At 67.8% G+C, this 18,325-nt stretch carries 16 protein-coding genes; 8 read left to right on the top strand and 8 right to left on the bottom strand.

All coding sequences use genetic code 11. The features are described from left to right. Nucleotides 1-8: 8 nt before the first annotated feature. The 4 genes from OHA18_RS42735 to OHA18_RS42720 all read left to right on the top strand — a co-directional run bounded on the left by OHA18_RS42735 (nucleotide 9) and on the right by OHA18_RS42720 (nucleotide 3,419). On the top strand, nucleotides 9-1,205 hold the full coding sequence (locus tag OHA18_RS42735) for a sensor histidine kinase (RefSeq protein ID WP_329001146.1): 1,197 nt from the start codon (nucleotides 9-11) through the stop codon (nucleotides 1,203-1,205). Further along, on the top strand, nucleotides 1,180-1,845 hold the full coding sequence (locus tag OHA18_RS42730; protein ID WP_329001145.1) for a response regulator transcription factor: 666 nt from the start codon (nucleotides 1,180-1,182) through the stop codon (nucleotides 1,843-1,845). Before OHA18_RS42735 ends, OHA18_RS42730 begins: the two co-directional genes overlap by 26 nt. A 4-nt stretch (nucleotides 1,846-1,849) precedes the next feature. Then, on the top strand, nucleotides 1,850-2,206 hold the full coding sequence (locus tag OHA18_RS42725; RefSeq protein WP_329001144.1) for an MmcQ/YjbR family DNA-binding protein: 357 nt from the start codon (nucleotides 1,850-1,852) through the stop codon (nucleotides 2,204-2,206). Between the two features lie 121 nt (nucleotides 2,207-2,327). Further along, nucleotides 2,328-3,419, top strand: coding sequence for an IS110 family transposase (locus OHA18_RS42720; protein ID WP_328998586.1), 1,092 nt, complete (start codon nucleotides 2,328-2,330; stop codon nucleotides 3,417-3,419). Nucleotides 3,420-3,704: 285 nt separating this feature from the next. On the opposite strand, the gene OHA18_RS42715 is transcribed toward OHA18_RS42720, so the two are convergent. Continuing rightward, nucleotides 3,705-4,364, bottom strand: a complete 660-nt coding sequence (locus OHA18_RS42715) for a maleylpyruvate isomerase family mycothiol-dependent enzyme (protein WP_329001143.1) — start codon at nucleotides 4,362-4,364, stop codon at nucleotides 3,705-3,707. Nucleotides 4,365-4,395: 31 nt separating this feature from the next. Between OHA18_RS42715 and OHA18_RS42710 the strand changes: the two genes are divergently transcribed. Continuing rightward, nucleotides 4,396-5,850, top strand: coding sequence for a fused MFS/spermidine synthase (locus tag OHA18_RS42710; protein WP_329001142.1), 1,455 nt, complete (start codon nucleotides 4,396-4,398; stop codon nucleotides 5,848-5,850). A gap of 23 nt (nucleotides 5,851-5,873) precedes the next feature. Then, nucleotides 5,874-7,496, top strand: coding sequence for a phosphoglucomutase (alpha-D-glucose-1,6-bisphosphate-dependent) (gene pgm, locus OHA18_RS42705; protein WP_329001141.1), 1,623 nt, complete (start codon nucleotides 5,874-5,876; stop codon nucleotides 7,494-7,496). On the opposite strand, the gene OHA18_RS42700 is transcribed toward pgm, so the two are convergent. Together OHA18_RS42700 and OHA18_RS42695 are read right to left on the bottom strand one after the other, a co-directional pair. After that, complete coding sequence (locus tag OHA18_RS42700; protein ID WP_329001140.1) at nucleotides 7,493-7,870, bottom strand: DUF3037 domain-containing protein; 378 nt, start codon at nucleotides 7,868-7,870, stop codon at nucleotides 7,493-7,495. The two genes, pgm and OHA18_RS42700, sit on opposite strands and share 4 nt — an antisense overlap. Beyond that, complete coding sequence (locus OHA18_RS42695; protein ID WP_329001139.1) at nucleotides 7,867-8,604, bottom strand: HipA family kinase; 738 nt, start codon at nucleotides 8,602-8,604, stop codon at nucleotides 7,867-7,869. The genes OHA18_RS42700 and OHA18_RS42695 overlap by 4 nt, the downstream gene beginning before the upstream one ends. A gap of 34 nt (nucleotides 8,605-8,638) precedes the next feature. On the opposite strand from OHA18_RS42695, the gene OHA18_RS42690 reads away from it, so the two are divergent. Beyond that, nucleotides 8,639-9,700 (top strand): carboxylate-amine ligase, encoded by a 1,062-nt coding sequence (locus OHA18_RS42690; RefSeq protein ID WP_329001137.1) that lies wholly within the window; start codon nucleotides 8,639-8,641, stop codon nucleotides 9,698-9,700. A gap of 223 nt (nucleotides 9,701-9,923) precedes the next feature. Further along, the gene (locus tag OHA18_RS42685; protein WP_329001136.1) at nucleotides 9,924-10,871 is read left to right on the top strand and encodes a matrixin family metalloprotease; all 948 of its coding nucleotides are present in this window, start codon (nucleotides 9,924-9,926) and stop codon (nucleotides 10,869-10,871) included. Nucleotides 10,872-11,089: 218 nt separating this feature from the next. Here the strand turns inward: OHA18_RS42685 and OHA18_RS42680 are convergent, their stop codons facing one another. From OHA18_RS42680 to OHA18_RS42660, 5 genes are all read right to left on the bottom strand, one after another. After that, the gene (locus tag OHA18_RS42680) at nucleotides 11,090-12,868 is read right to left on the bottom strand and encodes a glycerophosphodiester phosphodiesterase family protein (RefSeq protein WP_329001135.1); all 1,779 of its coding nucleotides are present in this window, start codon (nucleotides 12,866-12,868) and stop codon (nucleotides 11,090-11,092) included. A gap of 117 nt (nucleotides 12,869-12,985) precedes the next feature. Continuing rightward, complete coding sequence (locus tag OHA18_RS42675) at nucleotides 12,986-13,705, bottom strand: hypothetical protein (protein WP_329001134.1); 720 nt, start codon at nucleotides 13,703-13,705, stop codon at nucleotides 12,986-12,988. Nucleotides 13,706-13,751: 46 nt separating this feature from the next. Further along, nucleotides 13,752-16,409 (bottom strand): ABC transporter permease, encoded by a 2,658-nt coding sequence (locus OHA18_RS42670; protein WP_329001133.1) that lies wholly within the window; start codon nucleotides 16,407-16,409, stop codon nucleotides 13,752-13,754. Further along, nucleotides 16,406-17,164: an ABC transporter ATP-binding protein gene (locus tag OHA18_RS42665; RefSeq protein WP_329001130.1), complete on the bottom strand. Its 759-nt coding sequence runs from the start codon at nucleotides 17,162-17,164 to the stop codon at nucleotides 16,406-16,408. Before OHA18_RS42665 ends, OHA18_RS42670 begins: the two co-directional genes overlap by 4 nt. 126 nt (nucleotides 17,165-17,290) lie before the next feature. Further along, the gene (locus OHA18_RS42660) at nucleotides 17,291-18,265 is read right to left on the bottom strand and encodes a hypothetical protein (RefSeq protein WP_329001129.1); all 975 of its coding nucleotides are present in this window, start codon (nucleotides 18,263-18,265) and stop codon (nucleotides 17,291-17,293) included. Between the last annotated feature and the right edge of the window lie 60 nt (nucleotides 18,266-18,325).

Genomic DNA, 18,325 nt, shown 5'->3' with positions numbered 1-18,325 from the left:
TCCAACCCGTGAACAAGTGGCCGCGTGGGCGGTGGGCGTGGGTCGCGGCGCTCGGGGTCGCGACGCTGCTCGTCCTGACGGTCCTGGATCTCGGGCAGCACTACGACGTACAACTCGGGGCGGTGCTGGCGCTCGCGATCGCGCGGGCGCTGGCCCTGAGCCTGGCGTGGCTGCGCCCCAGGGCAGCGATGCTGGTCTCACTCGTCACCACTGCAGTCACTGCGGCGCTGACCACGCCGGTCAGCTCGAGTGAGCCGTGGCCGTGGGGTACGACGGCAGCGTTCGGGCACTCGTTCGTCATTGCGATCGCAGGTGCTCGTGGACTCGGTCGACGCGAGCAGATCAGCTGGTGGGTGGTGACGCAGGCCCTCGGCGTCGTCGCCACCGCACTGGCGCCGGACCGCGGCAGCTGGCGCGGTCTGATCACCATGGCAGTCCTCTCGGCAGTGGCAGTCGTGGTGGGCGACCTGATCCGCACCCGCGGCGAGACGAACAGACGGCTCGTAGAGCAGGAGACGATCAGCAAGGCCGAGCGCGCCGAGCGGGAGCGTCTGCAGGAGCGGGCCCGGATCGCTCGCGAGCTGCATGACGTCGTGGCGCACCACCTGTCCGTAGTGGTGGTGCGCGCGGACAGCGCACCGCACCGGCTGGTCGACGTACCGGATAGCATCCGTGACGAGTTCACCGAGATCGCTGACGCGGCGCGAGTCTCGCTGACGGAGATGCGTCGGGTACTGCGTCTGCTGCGTGAACCGGTCGAGCAGCCGCCGATGGGGGAGCTGGGCCCGCAGCCTGGACTGGGGGAGTTGGCTGACCTCGTCGAGAGCACCCGTCGGGCCGGTGCGGATGTGCGGCTGGCAGGAGAGGTGCCTGCTGGTTTCGACGAGACCGTTGAGTTGACGGCGTACCGGATCGTGCAGGAGGGGCTCAGCAATGCGGTCCGGCATGCGCCGCACGCAGCGGTGGAGGTGTCGGTCAAACAGAGCGGTGGTGAGCTGGTGGTCACCGTGCAGAACACTCCACCGCCAGGTACTCCCACGCCGGCGCCGGGTGGTGGTCATGGGCTGACGGGCATGCGTGAGCGCGTGGCGCTCGTCGACGGGACAGTGAGTGCTGCACCGACCCCTGAAGGCGGTTATCTGGTGCAGGCGATCATTCCGGTCGGGAAGGAGGTGGCGAGTGGCGATCACTGTCATGGTGGTTGACGACCAGGAGATGGTGCGAGCCGGCTTCAGCGCACTGCTCGATGCGCAACCGGATCTTCAGGTGGTCGGACAGGCAGGTGACGGGGCCCAGGCGGTCGAGTTGGCTGCCGAGCTCAAGCCGGACGTGATCCTGATGGACGTCCGGATGCCGGTGCTCGACGGCCTCGCTGCGACCCGGCGCATCCTCGCCGACTCGGCTCCGGGCGAGCCGCCACGGGTCGTGATGCTGACGACGTTCGATCTCGACGACTACGTGTACGCCGCTCTTCGTGCCGGTGCGAGCGGGTTCTTGCTGAAGCACTCGACGCCGGACGAGCTGGCAGCGGCGGTGCGGGTCGTCGCTGCCGGCGATGCGCTGCTGGCCCCGTCTGTCACCCGTCGGTTGGTGGAGGACTTCGCGCGGGCGCAGCCCGTCGTACCGATCACTCCGGTGCGGCTGACGCCGCGGGAGACCGACGTACTGCGGCTGGTGGCCCGCGGGCTGTCCAACCGGCAGATCGCGGACGAACTGGTGCTGGCCGAGCAGACCGTCAAGACGCACGTCAGCAACATCCTGACCAAGCTGGACCTGCGTGACCGTGCTCAGGCGGTCGTCTACGCCTACGAGGCGGGCGTGGTGACCCCGGGTCCGCGACACTAGGGCGATGGACGTCCTGGAACGCGTACGCCGACTGTGCCTCGCGATGCCCGAGGCGACCGAGCGGCCGAGTCACGGCGAGCCGACCTGGTTCGTGCGGGACAAGAAGGTGTTCGTGATGTACGCCGACCATCACCACGACGACCGCCTCGGCGTGTGGATGGCTGCGCCGCCCGGTGTGCAGGAGGCGCTGGTCGCCGACGACCCCGAGCACTTCTACCGCCCGCCGTACGTCGGTCACCGTGGCTGGCTCGGGGTGTACCTGGACGTGGACGTCGACTGGGAGCACTTCGAGGACCTGGTCGAGAACGCGTTCCGGCAGATCGCTCCGAAGACACTCATCGCCCGCTTGGACGCGGTCTAGACGGTATGACGTGACGCCGTCGTGGTGGCGGGGTTGCGGGCCGGGGCCTCACTCACAAGATTCGTGGGTTACCGAGTAGGGGCTGCCTGCTCGGCCTATCCGACATTTGTGGGAGGCCCCGGTGTTTATCGAGCGTACGAGTGTTGGGCTGGATGTGCACGCGCGGTCGGTGGTTGCGGCGGCGATTGATGGTGTGACTGGTGAGCTTGTTCAGACCAGGCTGACGCCGTCGCACGAGGACATCCGGTCGTGGCTGGGTCGGTTGGAAGGTCCGGTGGCGGTGGCGTATGAGGCCGGTCCGACCGGGTTCGGGCTGGCGAGATCGTTGGCCGCGGCGGGGGTTCGGTGTGAAGTGGTAGCGCCGAGCAAGTTGCAGCGCCCGGCTGGTGACCGGGTCAAGACCGACGCGAAGGACGCGGTGCACCTGGCCCGGTTGTTGCGGCTGGACGAGTACGTCGCGGTCTCGATCCCGACCGTCGAACAAGAGACCGCCCGGGACCTGGTCCGAGCCCGCGAAGATGCCCGCGGTGATCTGATGCGGGCCCGGCACCGATTGTCGAAACTCCTGCTGCGCCAAGGCATCGTCTACTCCGGCGGGCAGGCATGGACCGGAGCCCACGACGCATGGCTGCGCCAGATCGGCCGACAACGGCTCGACTCACCTGTGCTGCAGACGACGTTCGAGTCCGACTACGACGCCGTACTGACCGTCCAGGCCCGCCGCGACCGGCTCGACACCGCCATTACCCAGCTCGCCGCGACGTCGGAGTTCACCCCGCTCCTGCGGCGGCTGGGGTGTCTGCGTGGGATCGGCACCCTGACCGGGTTCGCGCTGGCCGTCGAGATCGGTGACTGGCACCGGTTCACCGGCAACACCATCGGCGCGTTCGTCGGTCTCGTCCCCTCGGAGTACTCCTCCGGCCAGTCCCGGGTCCAAGGACCGATCACCAAGACCGGCAACACCCACGTCCGCCGACTCCTGATCGAGGCCGCCTGGCACCACCGCGCCCGCTACGTCGCCGGCAAGACCATGCGCGACCGCTGGGAGCTTGCCTCCCCGGCCGCTCGTGCTCGCGGTGACGCCGGCAACCGCCGCCTGCACGCCCGCTGGAACGTCTTCCAGGACCGCCACAAACGGCACGTGATCGCCAACGTCGCGATCGCCCGCGAGCTGGCCGGCTGGTGCTGGTCCCTGGCCGTGCTCGAGGAATAACCCCGCCCACAAGCCGGCTTCGTCGACCAGCGTGGTGGAAGCAGCGCGTGGAGCGACCCGCGAAACGACTATGAGCAGCCCGAACCAACCAGGCGACGCTCGACTCTAGACACGCGGCCAGCTCCTGCCGAACACCCCGTCCTGCGGTAACCAATCCGCGCATATCAGTCTGACCGCGCGTCGCCAACGACACGCTCACCACCAACCGGCCGACAAAGCCAGAGGCGCCCGCCCACACCACGGACGGGCGCCTCACCCTGCCCATTGACAGAAAGCCGCTACATATCAGTCGTTCAGCGGCACCGACGTCTGCGGGAGCATCGCGAGATGGGCGCTCCAGGTGGTGGCGTGTCCGTCCCACTCCCAGTCCAGGATCTGCGCGGTACTGCGGCGTCCGAACACGGCCCGGAACAGTTCGTAGGAGCTGGTGCGGGCGACTGCGCTAGGACCCTCTGTGCCCGCGGAGTAGGTGCCGTCCGGCGTGATGACGGTCAATGGACCTGGCTCGTCGAGCATCCAGTCCAGTGTGGCGAGCCAGAGCTCGATGGGCGGCCGTCCGCTGCCGATTGCGCCGTGCAGGTCGGCTTCGTGGACGGCGGCGTCGACGTACGGGTTGCAGACCAGCGGGTGGGAGGTGGTGCCGTCGACGATGAGCTTCTCCAGCTGCGGTCCGATGGTCTCCCACTCGTCCAGTACGTCCGAGATCGGCAGGTTGCGGCGGATCTCGACCTGTACCGCGGTCCACGGCGGTCGAGGTGCGCCTACGACGTTGCCGACCACGAAGTCGGCGGCCACGCCGGTCAGGTGCGACACCAGGCTGTGCACGCTCCACTGTGGGCAGGCGGGCACCTGGCGATCCAGGTCGTCCGGGCTGAGGTCGCGGACCGCGTCCACCATCCGCTCGCGCCCGGCGTGGTACAGCTCCGCACTTCTCGTTGGGTCCATCACGTCTACATTGCACCGATAGGGTGACTCGATGGGCAAGGGCGAAGCTGGTCCGGTCGGTCAGAAGCTGGCGATTGCACTGGCGTTCGGCAGCTCGGCCGCCGTGATGGTGCTCGAACTGGTGTCGCTCCGCCTGGTCGCGCCGTACATCGGTTTGACGCTGGAGACGAACACAGCGGTCATCGGCGTTGCACTGGCTGCGATCGCGACCGGTGCGGCTCTTGGTGGCAAGTTCGCGGACGTGGTGCCGCCGCAGCGGACGCTGGGTCCACTGATCCTGTTCGGTGGCGCACTGGTGATGCTGATCCTCCCAGTGGTCCGCTGGACCGGTCAGGCGCTTGCGAACGACATGGTGTTCCTCGTACTCGCCGTGACGCTTTTTGCACCCGCCGCCCTGCTGGCGGCTGTCACGCCGATGGTGACCAAGCTGCGGTTGTCCACCTTGGAGCAGACCGGCACTGTCGTCGGCAGGCTGTCCGCGTACGCGACGGTCGGCGGGATCGTCGGCACCGTGCTGATCGGATTCGTATTCGTCGCGACAGTCCCGATCAGCACGATCGTTCTGACGCTGGGCGCCGCACTGGTGGTAGTCGGCGCCACGCTGACGTTCCTGCTGCGTGGTGTGCAGGCAGCCATCAAGCCGGTCGCTCTGGCGCTCATCGGTGCCACGCTGACAGTGGTCGCACCACGTCCATGCGAGGTCGAGACGGCGTACCACTGCGCACGGGTGGTGGCGGACCCTGGGCGCGAGGGCGGACGGACGCTCTACCTGGACCAGCTCCGGCACTCGTACGTCGACCTGGACGATCCGACCTATCTGGAGTTCGAGTACATCAAGAACTTCGCTGCTGCGATCAACGGCAGCTGGCAGGGTGAACGGCCGCTGGACGTGCTGCACGTGGGTGGCGGTGGGCTGACGATGCCGCGGTACCTGACAGCCACCCGCCCTGGCAGCAAGCACCAGGTGTACGAGATCGACCCCGCAGTGGTGGAGCTCGACAAGCGGGAGCTCGGAGTACGGACCGGACCGGAGTTGGCCGTCACCGTGCAGGACGGGCGGCTCGGCGTACGGTCCGAAGCGACGGACAGCCGGGACCTGGTCCTGATGGATGCGTTCAGCGGACAGTCCGTGCCGTGGCACCTGACCACCCGCGAGCTGATCACCGACGTACGACGTGTGCTGCGGCCGGACGGGATCTACCTGATCAACGTCATCGACCACGGCCCGGTCCGGTTCGCGAGGGCGGAGGTCAAGACACTGCAGGCTGTCTTCCCGTACGTCGGGCTGATCACGCGGACGAACGGCAGCGGTGGGAACTTCGTACTCGTCGCGTCCGACCGGCCCATCGACGTGCCCGCGATCACCGGGCGACTCGAGCCGGGGATGGAGCTCCAGGACAACCCGACTGCCTTCGCCGGGAACGCGCCGGTGCTCACCGACGACTACGCGCCTGTCGACCAGCTGCTCACGCCATACGGCCAGTGACGCTCTTGTGGTTGCATGTGGTCATGCACCCACGCGCAGGCCAGCCCGCTCAGCCAGAGGACCTCGTCGACGTCGACGCCATGCTCGCGGCGTACGGCGATCTCACCCCGGACGTGGACAACCCGGCCCAGAAGGTCGTCTTCGGGACGTCGGGACATCGCGGCTCGAGTCTTGACGGCGCCTTCAACGAAGCGCACATCCTGGCCATCACGCAGGCCGTCTGCGAGTACCGGGCCGGTCAGGGTACGACGGGACCGCTGCTGGTCGGCCGGGACAGCCACGGCCTGTCGGAGCCGGCCTGGCGCACTGTGCTCGAGGTGCTGGCGGGCAACGACGTGGTGACGCTCGTGGACAGTGCCGACCGGCTCACTCCGACGCCTGCTGTCTCGCATGCGATCCTGCGGCTCAACCGCGGCGCCGGTGCGGACGCGGACGGCATCGTGATCACGCCGTCGCACAACCCGCCGCGTGACGGCGGCATCAAGTACAACCCGCCGCACGGCGGACCGGCCGACTCCGACGCGACCAAGTGGATCGCGGATCGTGCCAACCAGCTGATCGCCGGCGACAACCGCGAAGTACGGCGCAAGCCCTTCGAGCAGGCCCGTCAGCAAGCGGGGGACTACGACTTCGTCGGCCACTATGTCGACGACCTGCCGTCGGTGCTCAACCTGGCCGCGGTCCGCGACGCCGGCGTGAAGATCGGCGCCGACCCGCTGGGCGGTGCGAGTGTCGACTACTGGGCCGCGATCGCCGACAAGCACGGTCTCGACCTGACCGTGGTGAACCCGCGGGTCGATCCGGCCTGGGCCTTCATGACGCTGGACCACGACGGCAAGATCCGGATGGACTGCTCCTCGCCGTACGCGATGGCCTCGCTGGTCGCGCAGCGGGACAAGTACGACGACGCGACCGGGAACGACGCTGACGCCGACCGGCACGGCATCGTCACTCCGGACGCCGGACTGATGAACCCGAACCACTACCTGGCCGTCGCGATCTCCTACCTGTTCAGCAACCGCCAGTGGGGTCCGGACGTCGCGGTCGGCAAGACGCTGGTGTCGTCGTCGCTGATCGACCGCGTGGTGGGGGACCTGGGTCGTCGGTTGTGGGAGGTGCCGGTCGGCTTCAAGTGGTTCGTGCCAGGGCTGGTCGACGGCTCGGTCGGCTTCGGTGGCGAGGAGTCGGCCGGAGCGAGCTTCCTGCGCTTCGACGGCACGGTGTGGACGACCGACAAGGACGGCATCCTGCTGGCGCTGCTGGCGAGCGAGATCACCGCTGTGACGGGGGAGACGCCGTCGCAGGCGCACGCCAAGCTGGTGGAGCGGTTCGGTGCTTCGGCGTACTCGCGGGTGGATGCGCCGGCCACGCGCGAGCAGAAGGCGAAGCTGTCGGCGCTGTCCGCGGACGCGGTCACTGCGACCGAGCTGGCCGGAGAGCCGATCGTGGATCGGCTGACGAAGGCTCCGGGTAACGACGCCCCGATCGGTGGGCTGAAGGTAACCACCGAGTCGGCGTGGTTCGCGGCCCGGCCGTCCGGGACCGAGGACCTCTACAAGATCTACGGCGAGTCCTTCAAGGGCGCCGAGCACCTGGAGCAGGTCTTCGAGCAGGCCCGCGACGTCGTGTCCGCAGCGCTGGCCTAACGCACGAAGGCGTCCAGCAACCGGTCCAGATCCGCAGCGGGGTCCTGAGTGATCCCGCTGTGGATCGGCCCGGGATGCACGACGGTACTGCGGGGCGCAGCGAGCCACCGGAATCGCTCACTGATCGTGGTGCCCGCGGCCGGCCCGCCAACCGCCTCGCCCGCACAGATCGCCCGGATCTGATCCAGCGACGCACACACGACGTCTACGTCCACTGCTGGGTCCAGGGCCCGCAGACGCTCCGGCTTCACATCCCATCCCGCGCCGAGGTAGTCGAGCGCCCGGCAGTAGAGCACTGCACCCACGTTGATGAACTCACCCCGCTGGATGCGCGGTGCGGCGCGCAGGATCACGTAGTCGAACGGTGCCATCATCGAGCACCTCCCGGCACCCACGCGGCCCGGTTCTCCAGCCGCGCCAGCAGATGGCCCAGGTACCGCTCCCGGTCACCGTCTGCGATCCACTCGTCCGGCACGAGCCCGATCACTTCCGTCAGCAGTTCCGGTGTGATCGCCGCGGCCAGCTCGGCATCCACCTTCGCGACCCGAGGTATCGCGACCGAGAAGACGTGGTCGGAGGCGTCGTACGGCAACGAAGCGAACTTCTCCGCGGACATCCACGAGTGGTGGAAGTACAGCGCCGCTCCGTGGTCGATCAGCCACAGGTTCTTGTGCCACACCAGCAGGTTCGTGTTGCGCCACGACCGGTCCACGTTCGCCACGAACGCGTCCAGCCAGAGGATCCGGGCCATCGCCTCGTCACCCGGGTTGCCGGCCGAGCCGTCGTACCCGAACGAGCCCGGCAGGAAGTCGACGGCCAGGTTCAGCCCGGCGCTGCGGATCAGCAGCTCCTGGATCTCGAAGTCCGGCTCGGACTTGCCGATCGCCGGGTCGAGCTCGATCAGCTTGAGCTCCGGCACCCGCAGGCCGAGGCGCCGGAACAGCTCGCCGACGATCACCTCGGCCACCAGCGCCTTCGGCCCCTGCCCGGCGCCGTGGAACTTGATCACGTAGGTGCCAAGATCGTTGCCCTCGACAACACCAGGCAACGACCCACCCTCACGCAACGGCACCACGTACCGGGTCGCGGTAACAACAGGCAGACTCACGTCGCAGAGCTTAGGCCATGGGTACCTGGCCGGGGTGAGGGTTCCGTCGTTCGGAGTAGAAGAAGAGCTGTTGCTGGTATCCGCCACCGGTGATCCGCTGCCACGCAGCAAGGCAGTCGTCGCGGACCTGCCAGACGTAGAGCTGGAGCTGACGCGCGCCATGGTGGAGATCAACTCGCCGGTCTGCACAACCGCGGCCGAGTTGCGGGGCCACCTGTCGGATCTGCGCGCCAAACTCGCCGATGCCGCGGCTGAGGAGGGCGCACGATTGCTGGCGATTGCAGTGCCTCCGCAGGGTGAGGCGGCCCAGCCGATCACCAGGAAGGCGCGCTACCAGGAGCTGGCGCTGCGGTGGGGGCTGCTGGCGCGCGAGCAAGGCGTGTGCGGGTGCCATGTCCATGTGGAGGTTCCAGACAGGCAGGCCGCAGTCAGAGCCAGCAATCACGTACGGCCATGGCTTCCGGCGCTGCTGGCTCTCACGGCGAACTCGCCGATCTATCTGGGCCGGGACACCGGCTTCGCGAGCTGGCGCTGGCTGATGACGAGCCGCTGGCCGTGCGCCGGACCGCCGCCGTACCTGGAGTCGCCTGAACACTTCGACGCTCTGGTGAGCATGCATCTGGCTGCGGGCACACTCATCGACGAGCGGATGGTCTACTGGGACATCCGCCCGTCCTCGCACCTGCCGACAGTAGAGGTGCGGGTCAGCGACGTACCGCTGACCATCGACGAGACTGTGCTCCTGGCCACTCTCATCCGTGCACTGGTGATGACCGCACTGGACGACGGCGACCAGGGCCCGAAGATCGAGCCCGAGGTACTGCGGGCCGCGTACTGGCTCGCAGCCCGCGACGGACTCACCGCGAACGGCCTGGACGTCCGCACCGCCGAACCACTGCCGATCGCCGAGCTCCTGCAAAGACTGCGACAACACGTCGAACCAGCACTGCGAAAGCTCGACGCACTGGACCTGGTCGACAACGGACTCCAACGTGCTCTCACAGACGGCAACGGTGCCGTCAAGCAGCGCAAGGTGTTCCGTGAGGGCGGCGACTTCACCGCCCTCACGGAGATCACGCCGGCACCGAAGAATTGACAGCGCCCAGTTCGCGGAAATGCGACATTCAACCCCGAATGCAATTCACGCTTTCACAATCCCCGCAATATGTCCTTATTCTCAGAGCAGATCCGGTCCTGCCCAGTGGAATTCTGTTGCTGCTGACCTCACAACGCGGTTACGGTCCCGTTGCTCGCGCGCAGCATCAAAGGTATTCAAAATTTCGCTGAAGGAGATATCAGTGGTGAATATGCGAAGTACTGTGAGGGTGCTTCTTCCGGTCGTTCTGCTGTCCGCCGTCATGCTGCCGATCGGCGCCACGGCGGAGGCCTCGACATGTTCGGTCCCGAGCCTCGGTGCGCTGACGCGTGCGGATCTGCCGGAGGGAACGTCCGTCGTCGACTGTCAGGCGACCGGACGCATCCTGCGTCTGGGCAACGCGGGCGTGGAGATTCCCGCTCCCGGGCATGGTGTCGGGGTTGCTGCCGTCTCCGTCGCCGGAGCGGAGCAGATCTTCCAGGTGTCGGTCTCCGCGGACGGCCGGATCTCGTACCCGGAAACCACGGTGCACAACTCCGGTGGAGCGACTGCCGGCGCCGCGGCGTCCCCGTCGGCATGTAGCGACGGTGCGTATTCCCTGACCGGAACGGAATGGTTCGGCACGAAATACAAGTGGTACATCGGCGACGGCGGAATGCCGGGAGCGCTGTCCCGGTCGAAGGCGCAGGCAGCCTTCGCCGATGTCATCAACAACATCACCGGCAGTTACAACGACTGCGGTTACACCGACCAGGTCAGCGCCCTCAGCCAGTACATGGGGACGACCACCTACGAGTCCGACATCTCGTCCAGCACCACCTGCACGACGCCGGATGGTGAGAGCACCTGGGACGCGGGCAATCTGTCGACCGGCGTCCTGGCGGCCACCTGCTGGTGGTACCAGCCGTCCGGCCAGGCGACCAACCTGACCGTGGAAGCCGACGTGCGCTACAACACGACCGACTACAACTTCTCGGACAGCCCGAGCACGTGCAGTTCGCAGTACGACGTGCGCGAGGTCGGGACCCATGAGGCGGGGCACGTCTTCGGCCTGGGGCACGTCGGATCCGGTCATACGAATCTGACCATGTACACGTCGTCCGGCACCTGTGACACCAAGGAAAGAACTCTCGGCAAGGGCGACGTGCTCGGCCTGCGGGCCCTGTACTGATCCGGTGGGCGACTCCCGGTAGAGCGTTGCCGCTCTACCGGGAGTTCTCCCGCTCTAGTGTCCTGAGTCGGAAGTTCGACGGCGCTTTCGGCGCCCAGGCACGCACCTCACGGCACGTGCCCAGCGCCCACGATGCTCCGCATCGAGGCCACTGACCACGCACCGCGATGCACGCACCTGAACACCGAAATCTCTCGCCGAACTTCCGACTCAGGACACTAGCCCCGCAGGAAGTCCTCCAGTCCGTGGAGGTCGTCGGTGTTGAGGTAGTCGACGTTGGCGGCGGTCAGTTCGCGCCAGAGGGCTTCGCGGGCGGCGCCTGGGGTGTCCGGGGTTTCCCAGAAGCGGACCTTGTAGCCGGCGTGGTGGGCGTTGACGACGATGTCGTGCAGCTTGGTCTTCTCGGCCTCCGGCATCGGGCCGATGCCACGCCAGGTGAACACGTTGGACCAGTTGTCGCTGACCAGCGGCATCAAGGACGCCGGCATGCCGGACTGCAGGTCGCCCAGCCGGCCGTCGTACCCGGCGTAGCGGAGCTTCTGGGCCTTCATGTCGTCCAGCGGGCGGTTGCCGCTGATCACTGAGGTGACGGCACCCTTGAGCACGCGGCCGTTGACGAAGATCGTGCTGATCCCGCGGTACTTCGCCAGTGCCTTGTCGACGGCGGCGTACGTCGACGGACCGTCGCTCTTGATGTCGATCAGCAGCTGGAAGTCCTGGCCGTGCTTGTACACCTGCCCGTGGTTCTCTCGGACCCGGTCCGCCAGCGGCTTCAGGTACAGGCTCTCCAGGTTGCGTCCGGGCTTGGCGTCGGTCAGGTCGTGCGCGACGCGCAGCTCACCGGCGACCAGCCACACGTCCGCCTCGACGCTGTTGAACCCACGGTCCAGCGCATCCTGCAACGGCCGCCGGTGGTCGTAGTCGTTGTGCGCGTGCGCCGACGGCAACGCCCGGAGGGCGGGAGCGTCGTACGCCTGCGGGAGCCGGAAGCCTTCGGACCGTACGACGTCGCGCACCCGGTCGGGGTAGTCGCTGATGATCCCGTCGACGCCCTGGTCGATGAACCATTTGATGGTGGCCGGATCGTCGACCGTCCACGGGATGACCTTCAGACCGGCCTTGTGTGCCGCCTTCACCGTGGTTGCCGTGAAGTACGGCCGGAATGCCGGGTCGGTGATCTTCCCGCCCTGCGGGAACCCGTCCACGGGCGAGATCGCGGCCGCGCCGAAGGACTTGACCGCCTTGAGCGGGTCGCCGCCGAAGTCGTCGATGTCGAGACCGCCCAGCCACGGCGACTTGCCAGGCTTGCCGACCTGGAGGAAGTCGTAGTTGTCCAGCGCGACCAGCGGCAGCTCCGGCATCACCTGGCGCATCCGCATCAGCGAACCCCAGTCGAAGCTCTGGATCGTCACCTGCCGGGCGATGTTCGCCCGGCGGATCTCACTGGCGACCACCTGGACGAACTGTTCGCGCGGCGCGGTCTCCGCCGGGGCGCCGGCCTCGACCTTGGTCTCCACGTTCAGCTTCACGCCGTACGCGCGGTAGCGGTGCACGAGCGCGAAGATGTCGCGCAGCTCCGGCATCCGGGCGCCCGGGTCGGGCTGCTGCTCGGGGAAGCCGGACTGCGGCAGCGAACCGCAGTCGAGCTGCTTGACCTGCTTCAGTGACAGCGTGTTGACGAACTTGCCGACGTACGGGTGCTCCGGGTCGTCCGGCGTGTACGGCGCGGTGTCGCGGCACTTCTTGCCGTCGACCTTCCGGTCGTGGGTGACGACGGCGTACCCGTCCTGCGTGATCTGGACGTCGAGCTCCAGCGTGCTGACGCCGAGCTCGAGGCCGTGCGAGAACGAGGCGATCGTGCTCTCCACGGTGAGTCCGAGCCCACCGCGGTGGGCCTGGATGTCGAAATCACCGCGGTGGGCGGCGGCCGGGGCGGCCGGAAGCAGCAGTCCGGCGATCAGCGCGCACGGAAGCAGTGCGCGGGGAAGGCGGCGCATGAGGGGTTTCCTTCCGGAGGGGTCGGGGGCGGATACAGCTCCTGAGGCTGTCTCTGACAGGAGTACCCAGGTCCTCGTGAAGGTAGCCGAGAAGTGACCAGACGGCTACGGTGCGAATCAGGGGGCGGAGGTGATCATCCGGGCCGACTCCGACTCCGCGGTGACCGAGCCGTTCTTGAAGGCAGGGTCGAGCGTGCCTTCGGTACGGCGGGTGAGCGACAGCCGCACCTCGCACCGGGAGATGTCCTGCCCCGGCGTCGGCGTCGTCGTCACCTGTTTGATCGAGCCACGGGCGATGACCGCCGACGTCTGGCCGGGTGGGAGCTCGAGGTCGCCTTCCTGGATGCACGCACCGGCCCAGGTGAGCAGCGACGGTAGCTGCGACGGCTCGCTCTCGAACCGTACGGCGATGTCGCGGCGGCGCGATAACGTCGTACCGGCGGCGGGAGCGACGAGGTGGACCCGTTCGGGGAGCTTCACCGTCGACCTGGGGGCCGAGTCGTTGTCGCCGCCGCGCTCGAGGTCGAACGTGATCTCGGTACCTGCCGTGACCACTCCGTCGAGGCGGTTGCTGTAGTCGGTCACCCCGGCGGCCCGGTGGTGCTTGAGCTTGACGTCCTTGCCGCCGCCGGACGCCCTGATCTTCTCACCGTCGCCGAGCTCCACGAAGGTGAGGTTGCCGACCTGCAGCGAGGCGCTGACGTCCGCGGCGTCCGTTGCCTCAGGCAAGGTGACGACGAGGTTCGCGGTCATTCCACCGGTGCGGATGTCTTTCGACTGCACGGTCGAGCAACCGGTCAGGGCAAGGACGGCGACCAGGGCGGCGATTCGCTTCACAGCCAGGGAAGCTAGCACCGCCGAGGTCTACGCCGGGTGAGTACAACTACTCGTACTGCAGTGCTTCGAGCGGATTCAGCTTGGCCGCGCGCCGGGCCGGCCAGATGGCGGCGAAGATCCCGACCACCACCGAGACGACGGCGAAGATCACCAGCTGGGCGACCGGGATGGTGAACGAGATCTCGTCCAGTCGCGCGGCCAGCAGCGAGGCGAGCAGCAGGCCGAGGACGATCCCGATCACGGCCCCGATCAGCGCGGTGATCACGCTCTCCTGCCGGATCATCTTCTTCACCTGACCGCGGGTCAGGCCGATCGCGCGCAGCATGCCGAGCTCGCGGGTCCGCTCGAAGACCGTCAGCACCAGCGTGTTGACGATGCCGAACAGGCTGACCAGCACCGACAACGCGAGCAGGACGTAGAGCACGTTCAGGATGCTCTTGATGCTGTCCGTCTGCGCCTTCTTGAACTCGTCCCGCGTCAGCGCCTTGGCGTTCGGGAAGGTGCTCAGGGCATCGTTCAGGGTCGCGGTGTTCGCGGCGGTGACACCGCCGCTCATGTTCACGAACGTGTAGATGTTCAGCGGTTGCGAGGTGGTCGCGTCGAACGTGGCCGTCGAGATCGTCACGTTCCCGAACGGCGAGCCGCCCGCCGGCGGGCGGAAGACGCCCTTCACCTGCAGTTGCAGGGTCTTCCCGGTGGCGGTCTGCATCGGGAAGCTCGACCCGAGAGCGAGGGCGTGGCTGTCGGCGTACGCCGCGTCGACGATCGCACCGTCGGCGCCCAGCTCGCCGAGTGACGCCTGCGATCCGGAGCGCCAGTCGAAGGTGAGCAGCTGTGGCGCCTGCGGGTCGACCGCGGTGATCGTGATCGTCTTGCCGAACGCCTTCGCCTGGCCGCCGCGCACGCTGGTCACCTTCTCGACGCCAGGCACCTTCGCGACCTCGGCTGCGACCGGTGGCGGCAGCGGGCTGAAGTTGTTCTGTGCGGTGATCGCGTAGTCGGCGCTGAAGATTCCGTCGACGGCCTGCTCGAACGGCCTGATCAGACCCGCCCCCAACGTGGCGACGAGCGTGACCAAGGCGAGTCCGATCATCAGCGCCGCCGCGGTCGACGCGGTCCGGTGTGGATCCCGCCGGCTGTTCTGTCCGCCGATGGATACGGCCGGCCCGTCCGGCAGTACGCCCGGGAATTCGGTGCGCCGGCCGAACAGACGACGTACCAGCCACAACGGAACCAGGAAGAACGGCCAGATCAGTGCGGTCAGTACGACGACCGACCAGCGCGCGATCGGATCGGACACCGTCGCCAGCGGGCGGACCAGACGCGCGGAGAACAAGGCGATGCCGATGAACAGCAGCAACACCCCGGCGCCGAGCAACAGCAGCAGAGTCTTGGTCGACAACCCGTCGGCGAACAGTCCGACCAGCACGAGCGCGATCCCGCCCGCGGCGAGCAGGGCAGCGCCCAGCGGCCGATACCGGTTCAACCGTCCCGGTGCCAAGGTCGCGCCTTCGCGGACCGCCGCGATCGGCGGCACCCGCGTCGCTCGCCAGGCCGGGCGCAGACTGGCCAGGACAGTGACCAGTACGCCGACGATCAGGGCCACCACGATCGTCCGGGTCCGGAACACCAGCCCGTTGTTCGGCAGGGTGAAACCGACCGCGTCGAAGAGCTTGAACAACCCGGTCGCGATCGCGAGCCCGAGGAACAATCCGGCCACGGACGCGACGAAACCGGTCACGAGCGCCTCCAGCACGACCGTGCTGAGGAGTTGCCGGCGCGAGGCGCCGAGCGTGCGCAGGGTCGCGAACTCACGGGTGCGCTGGGCGATCGTGATCGACAGCGAGTTGGCGATCACGAACGAGCCGACGAACAACGCGATCCCGCCGAACACGAGCAGGAACGTCTGCAGGAAGCTCAGGAAGCTCGACGTACCGGCCGCGTCCTCCTTGGCCTGTTCGTCGGCGGTCCGGACCTGTGTCGCGGCGGGCAGGATCTGCCGGACGGCGTCGAGCATCTGCTGCTCGCTGGTGCCGGCCTTGGTCGCGATCAGGATCTGGTCGAGCTTGCCGGCCTTGTCGAACAGGCGCTGCGCCGTCCCGAGATCGAACCCGGCCAGCGTCGCGCCGCCGATCGACGACACCGCGCCGAACTCGACCAGCCCGGAGATCTTCATCTGCTCGGCCGCGCCACGGGCCTGCACGCCGATCGTGTCGCCGGTCGTGAATCCCTTCTCCTTGGCGGTTTTCGTGTCGATGACGACCTGGTCACCGGCCGGCCAGGACCCCGAGACGAGGGTGAGCGAGTTGAACTGCGGCAGCGTCGGATCGACGCTGAAGCCGAGGTTCGGGGCGCCGCCGAAGACGATCGACTTGCCGTCCTTGCCGATCAGCTGCGCCTCACCGTTCACCGCGCCGCCGGCCGCACCGACCTCGGGCAGCCCACGGACCTTCGCGAGCAGGCCCGCGTCGAACGGCGGTGCCGGCACCGTCCCGTCCTCGGACGCGTCGATGGCGTTCTTGCCGGTGATCGCGGCATCGGTGTTCTTGTAGTTCTGGGTGAAGATCGAGTCGAACGCGGACGTGATCGAGTCGGTCAGCACATAGGTGCCCGAGATCAGCGCGACCCCGAGGACGACGCCGATCGCGGTCAGCGCCGTCCGCAACTTGCGGGCCAGTAGACCCTGGATCGCGAACTTGATCACTGCAGGTCCAGGGTGTCGATGATCTGCAGGATCTCGTGCTGGCTGGACCGGCCGGTCTCCTTCACGATCTCGCCGTCGGCCAGGTAGAGCACCCGGTCGGCCATCGCAGCGGCCTTGGCGTCGTGCGTCACCATCACCGTGGTCTGGCCGTACTCCTCGACCGAGGACCGCATCAGCGTGAGGATCTCGCCGCTGGTCCGGGAGTCGAGGTTGCCGGTCGGCTCGTCGGCGAACACCACGGTCGGCCGCGACACCAGGGCCCGCGCGATCGCGACCCGCTGCTGCTGGCCGCCGGACAGCTCGGCCGGCCGGTGCTCGAGGCGGTCGGACAGGCCGACCCGATCGACCAGAGTGTCGAAGAACTCCGGATCCGGCTTCGCGCCGGCGATCGTCAGCGGCAGCAGGATGTTGTCGCGAGCGGTGAGCATCGGCAGCAGGTTGAAGAACTGGAAGATGAATCCGATGTGCTGACGGCGGAGCTTGGTAAGCGCGTCGTCACCGAGCGTCGTGATCTCGATACCGTCGATCTTGACCGAGCCGGATGTCGGCCGGTCCAGCCCGGCCAGGATGTGCATCAGCGTCGACTTGCCCGACCCGGACGGTCCCATCACCGCCGTGAGCTGGCCGGGTTCGATCCGCACGTCCACGCCTCGCAAGGCGTTCACAGCGGTATCTCCTTCGCCGTAGACGCGGACGAGATCCGTCGCCTCCACGACCTCGATGACATTGGTACCGGATGAGACTGTCCCCTCCATTGCCGATCGCCCTCCCTGGCTGATCAGCGGCCAACCCCCAGCAGACCGGTCGACAAACTGCTCCGAGTCTGCTCGCGTTCGATCTGGATCGATAGGGGGTTATCCCCGGATCCAACCCTGAACGGCTCAGATCCAGCCGCGGCGCGCGGCGTGGAAGCCGAGCTGGAGGCGGGTGTCGGCGGAGACCAGGTCCATCAGGGCTCGGACCCGGCGCTGGACCGTCCGCATCGACAGGTCGAGTTGGTTGGCTACCGCCTGGTCCGTGAGGCCGGCCAGCAGCAGGCCGAGGATGCGGGCGTCCAGGTCGGGCAGACCGTCGGTCGGGCCCTCCACCATGCCGTTCGAGCCCAGTACGAGCGGGAGCCCGTCCCGCCAGACGCGGTCGAACAGAGCAAGCAGCGCGTCGAGCATGCCGCTGCTGTGCACGATCAGCGCACCGATGCTGCCACCGGCCCCGGAGAGCAAGGGCACCAAGGCAATCCGCCGGTCCACGATCAGCAGCCGCATCGGAAGCTCCTGTACGACGCGGACCTCTTCGCCGGCGTTCAACGAGTCCGATGCGGCAGCGAAGAACCCCGGTCGGTTGAACGCACTCCGCTCGATCAGCACGCGGTACCGGACTCCACGAGTGACTGCGGCGTCCTCCTCCTTGTTGTCCTCCGGGGGCACGACCGCGATCTCCGCCTTGACGAAGCCGAGCACCTCCTCCCGCGCAGACATCTGCAGCTGGGCGAACCGCTGCCCGACCGCATTGGCGCCGCGCACCACATCCACGACGTCACCGACCGATCGCTCCGTGTCCGTGCCTCGGTAGACCTCGGCGAGCGACTCGATCTCGCGCTGCGCACGTCGCAGCTCCTCCTCGCGTTGCACCGCGAGCGCAGCCAGCGCGACCGATGGCGGCGAGGCGACGTACCGGTCGGAGCTGCTGCTGGACCGGGCGGCGAGACCGAGCGTCTCCAATGCGGTCAGGGAGCGGGCCGCCTCGATCGGGTGGCAGCCGAGTCGGGCCGCGAGCTCGGCGACGTCGTACGACGGCACCTCGACGAGGGCGCGGTACGCGAGTTCTTCGGAGTCATCCAGTCCGAGCACGTCGAGCACGATGCCTCCCGATGGGCGGGGGAGAGGGAGTCAGAGCCTGGCGGGTAACCGCATTGTCGC

Source organism: Kribbella sp. NBC_00709, from assembly GCF_036226565.1.
Lineage (GTDB): Bacteria > Actinomycetota > Actinomycetes > Propionibacteriales > Kribbellaceae > Kribbella.
This window is presented reverse-complemented; position numbering and strand designations above follow the sequence as displayed.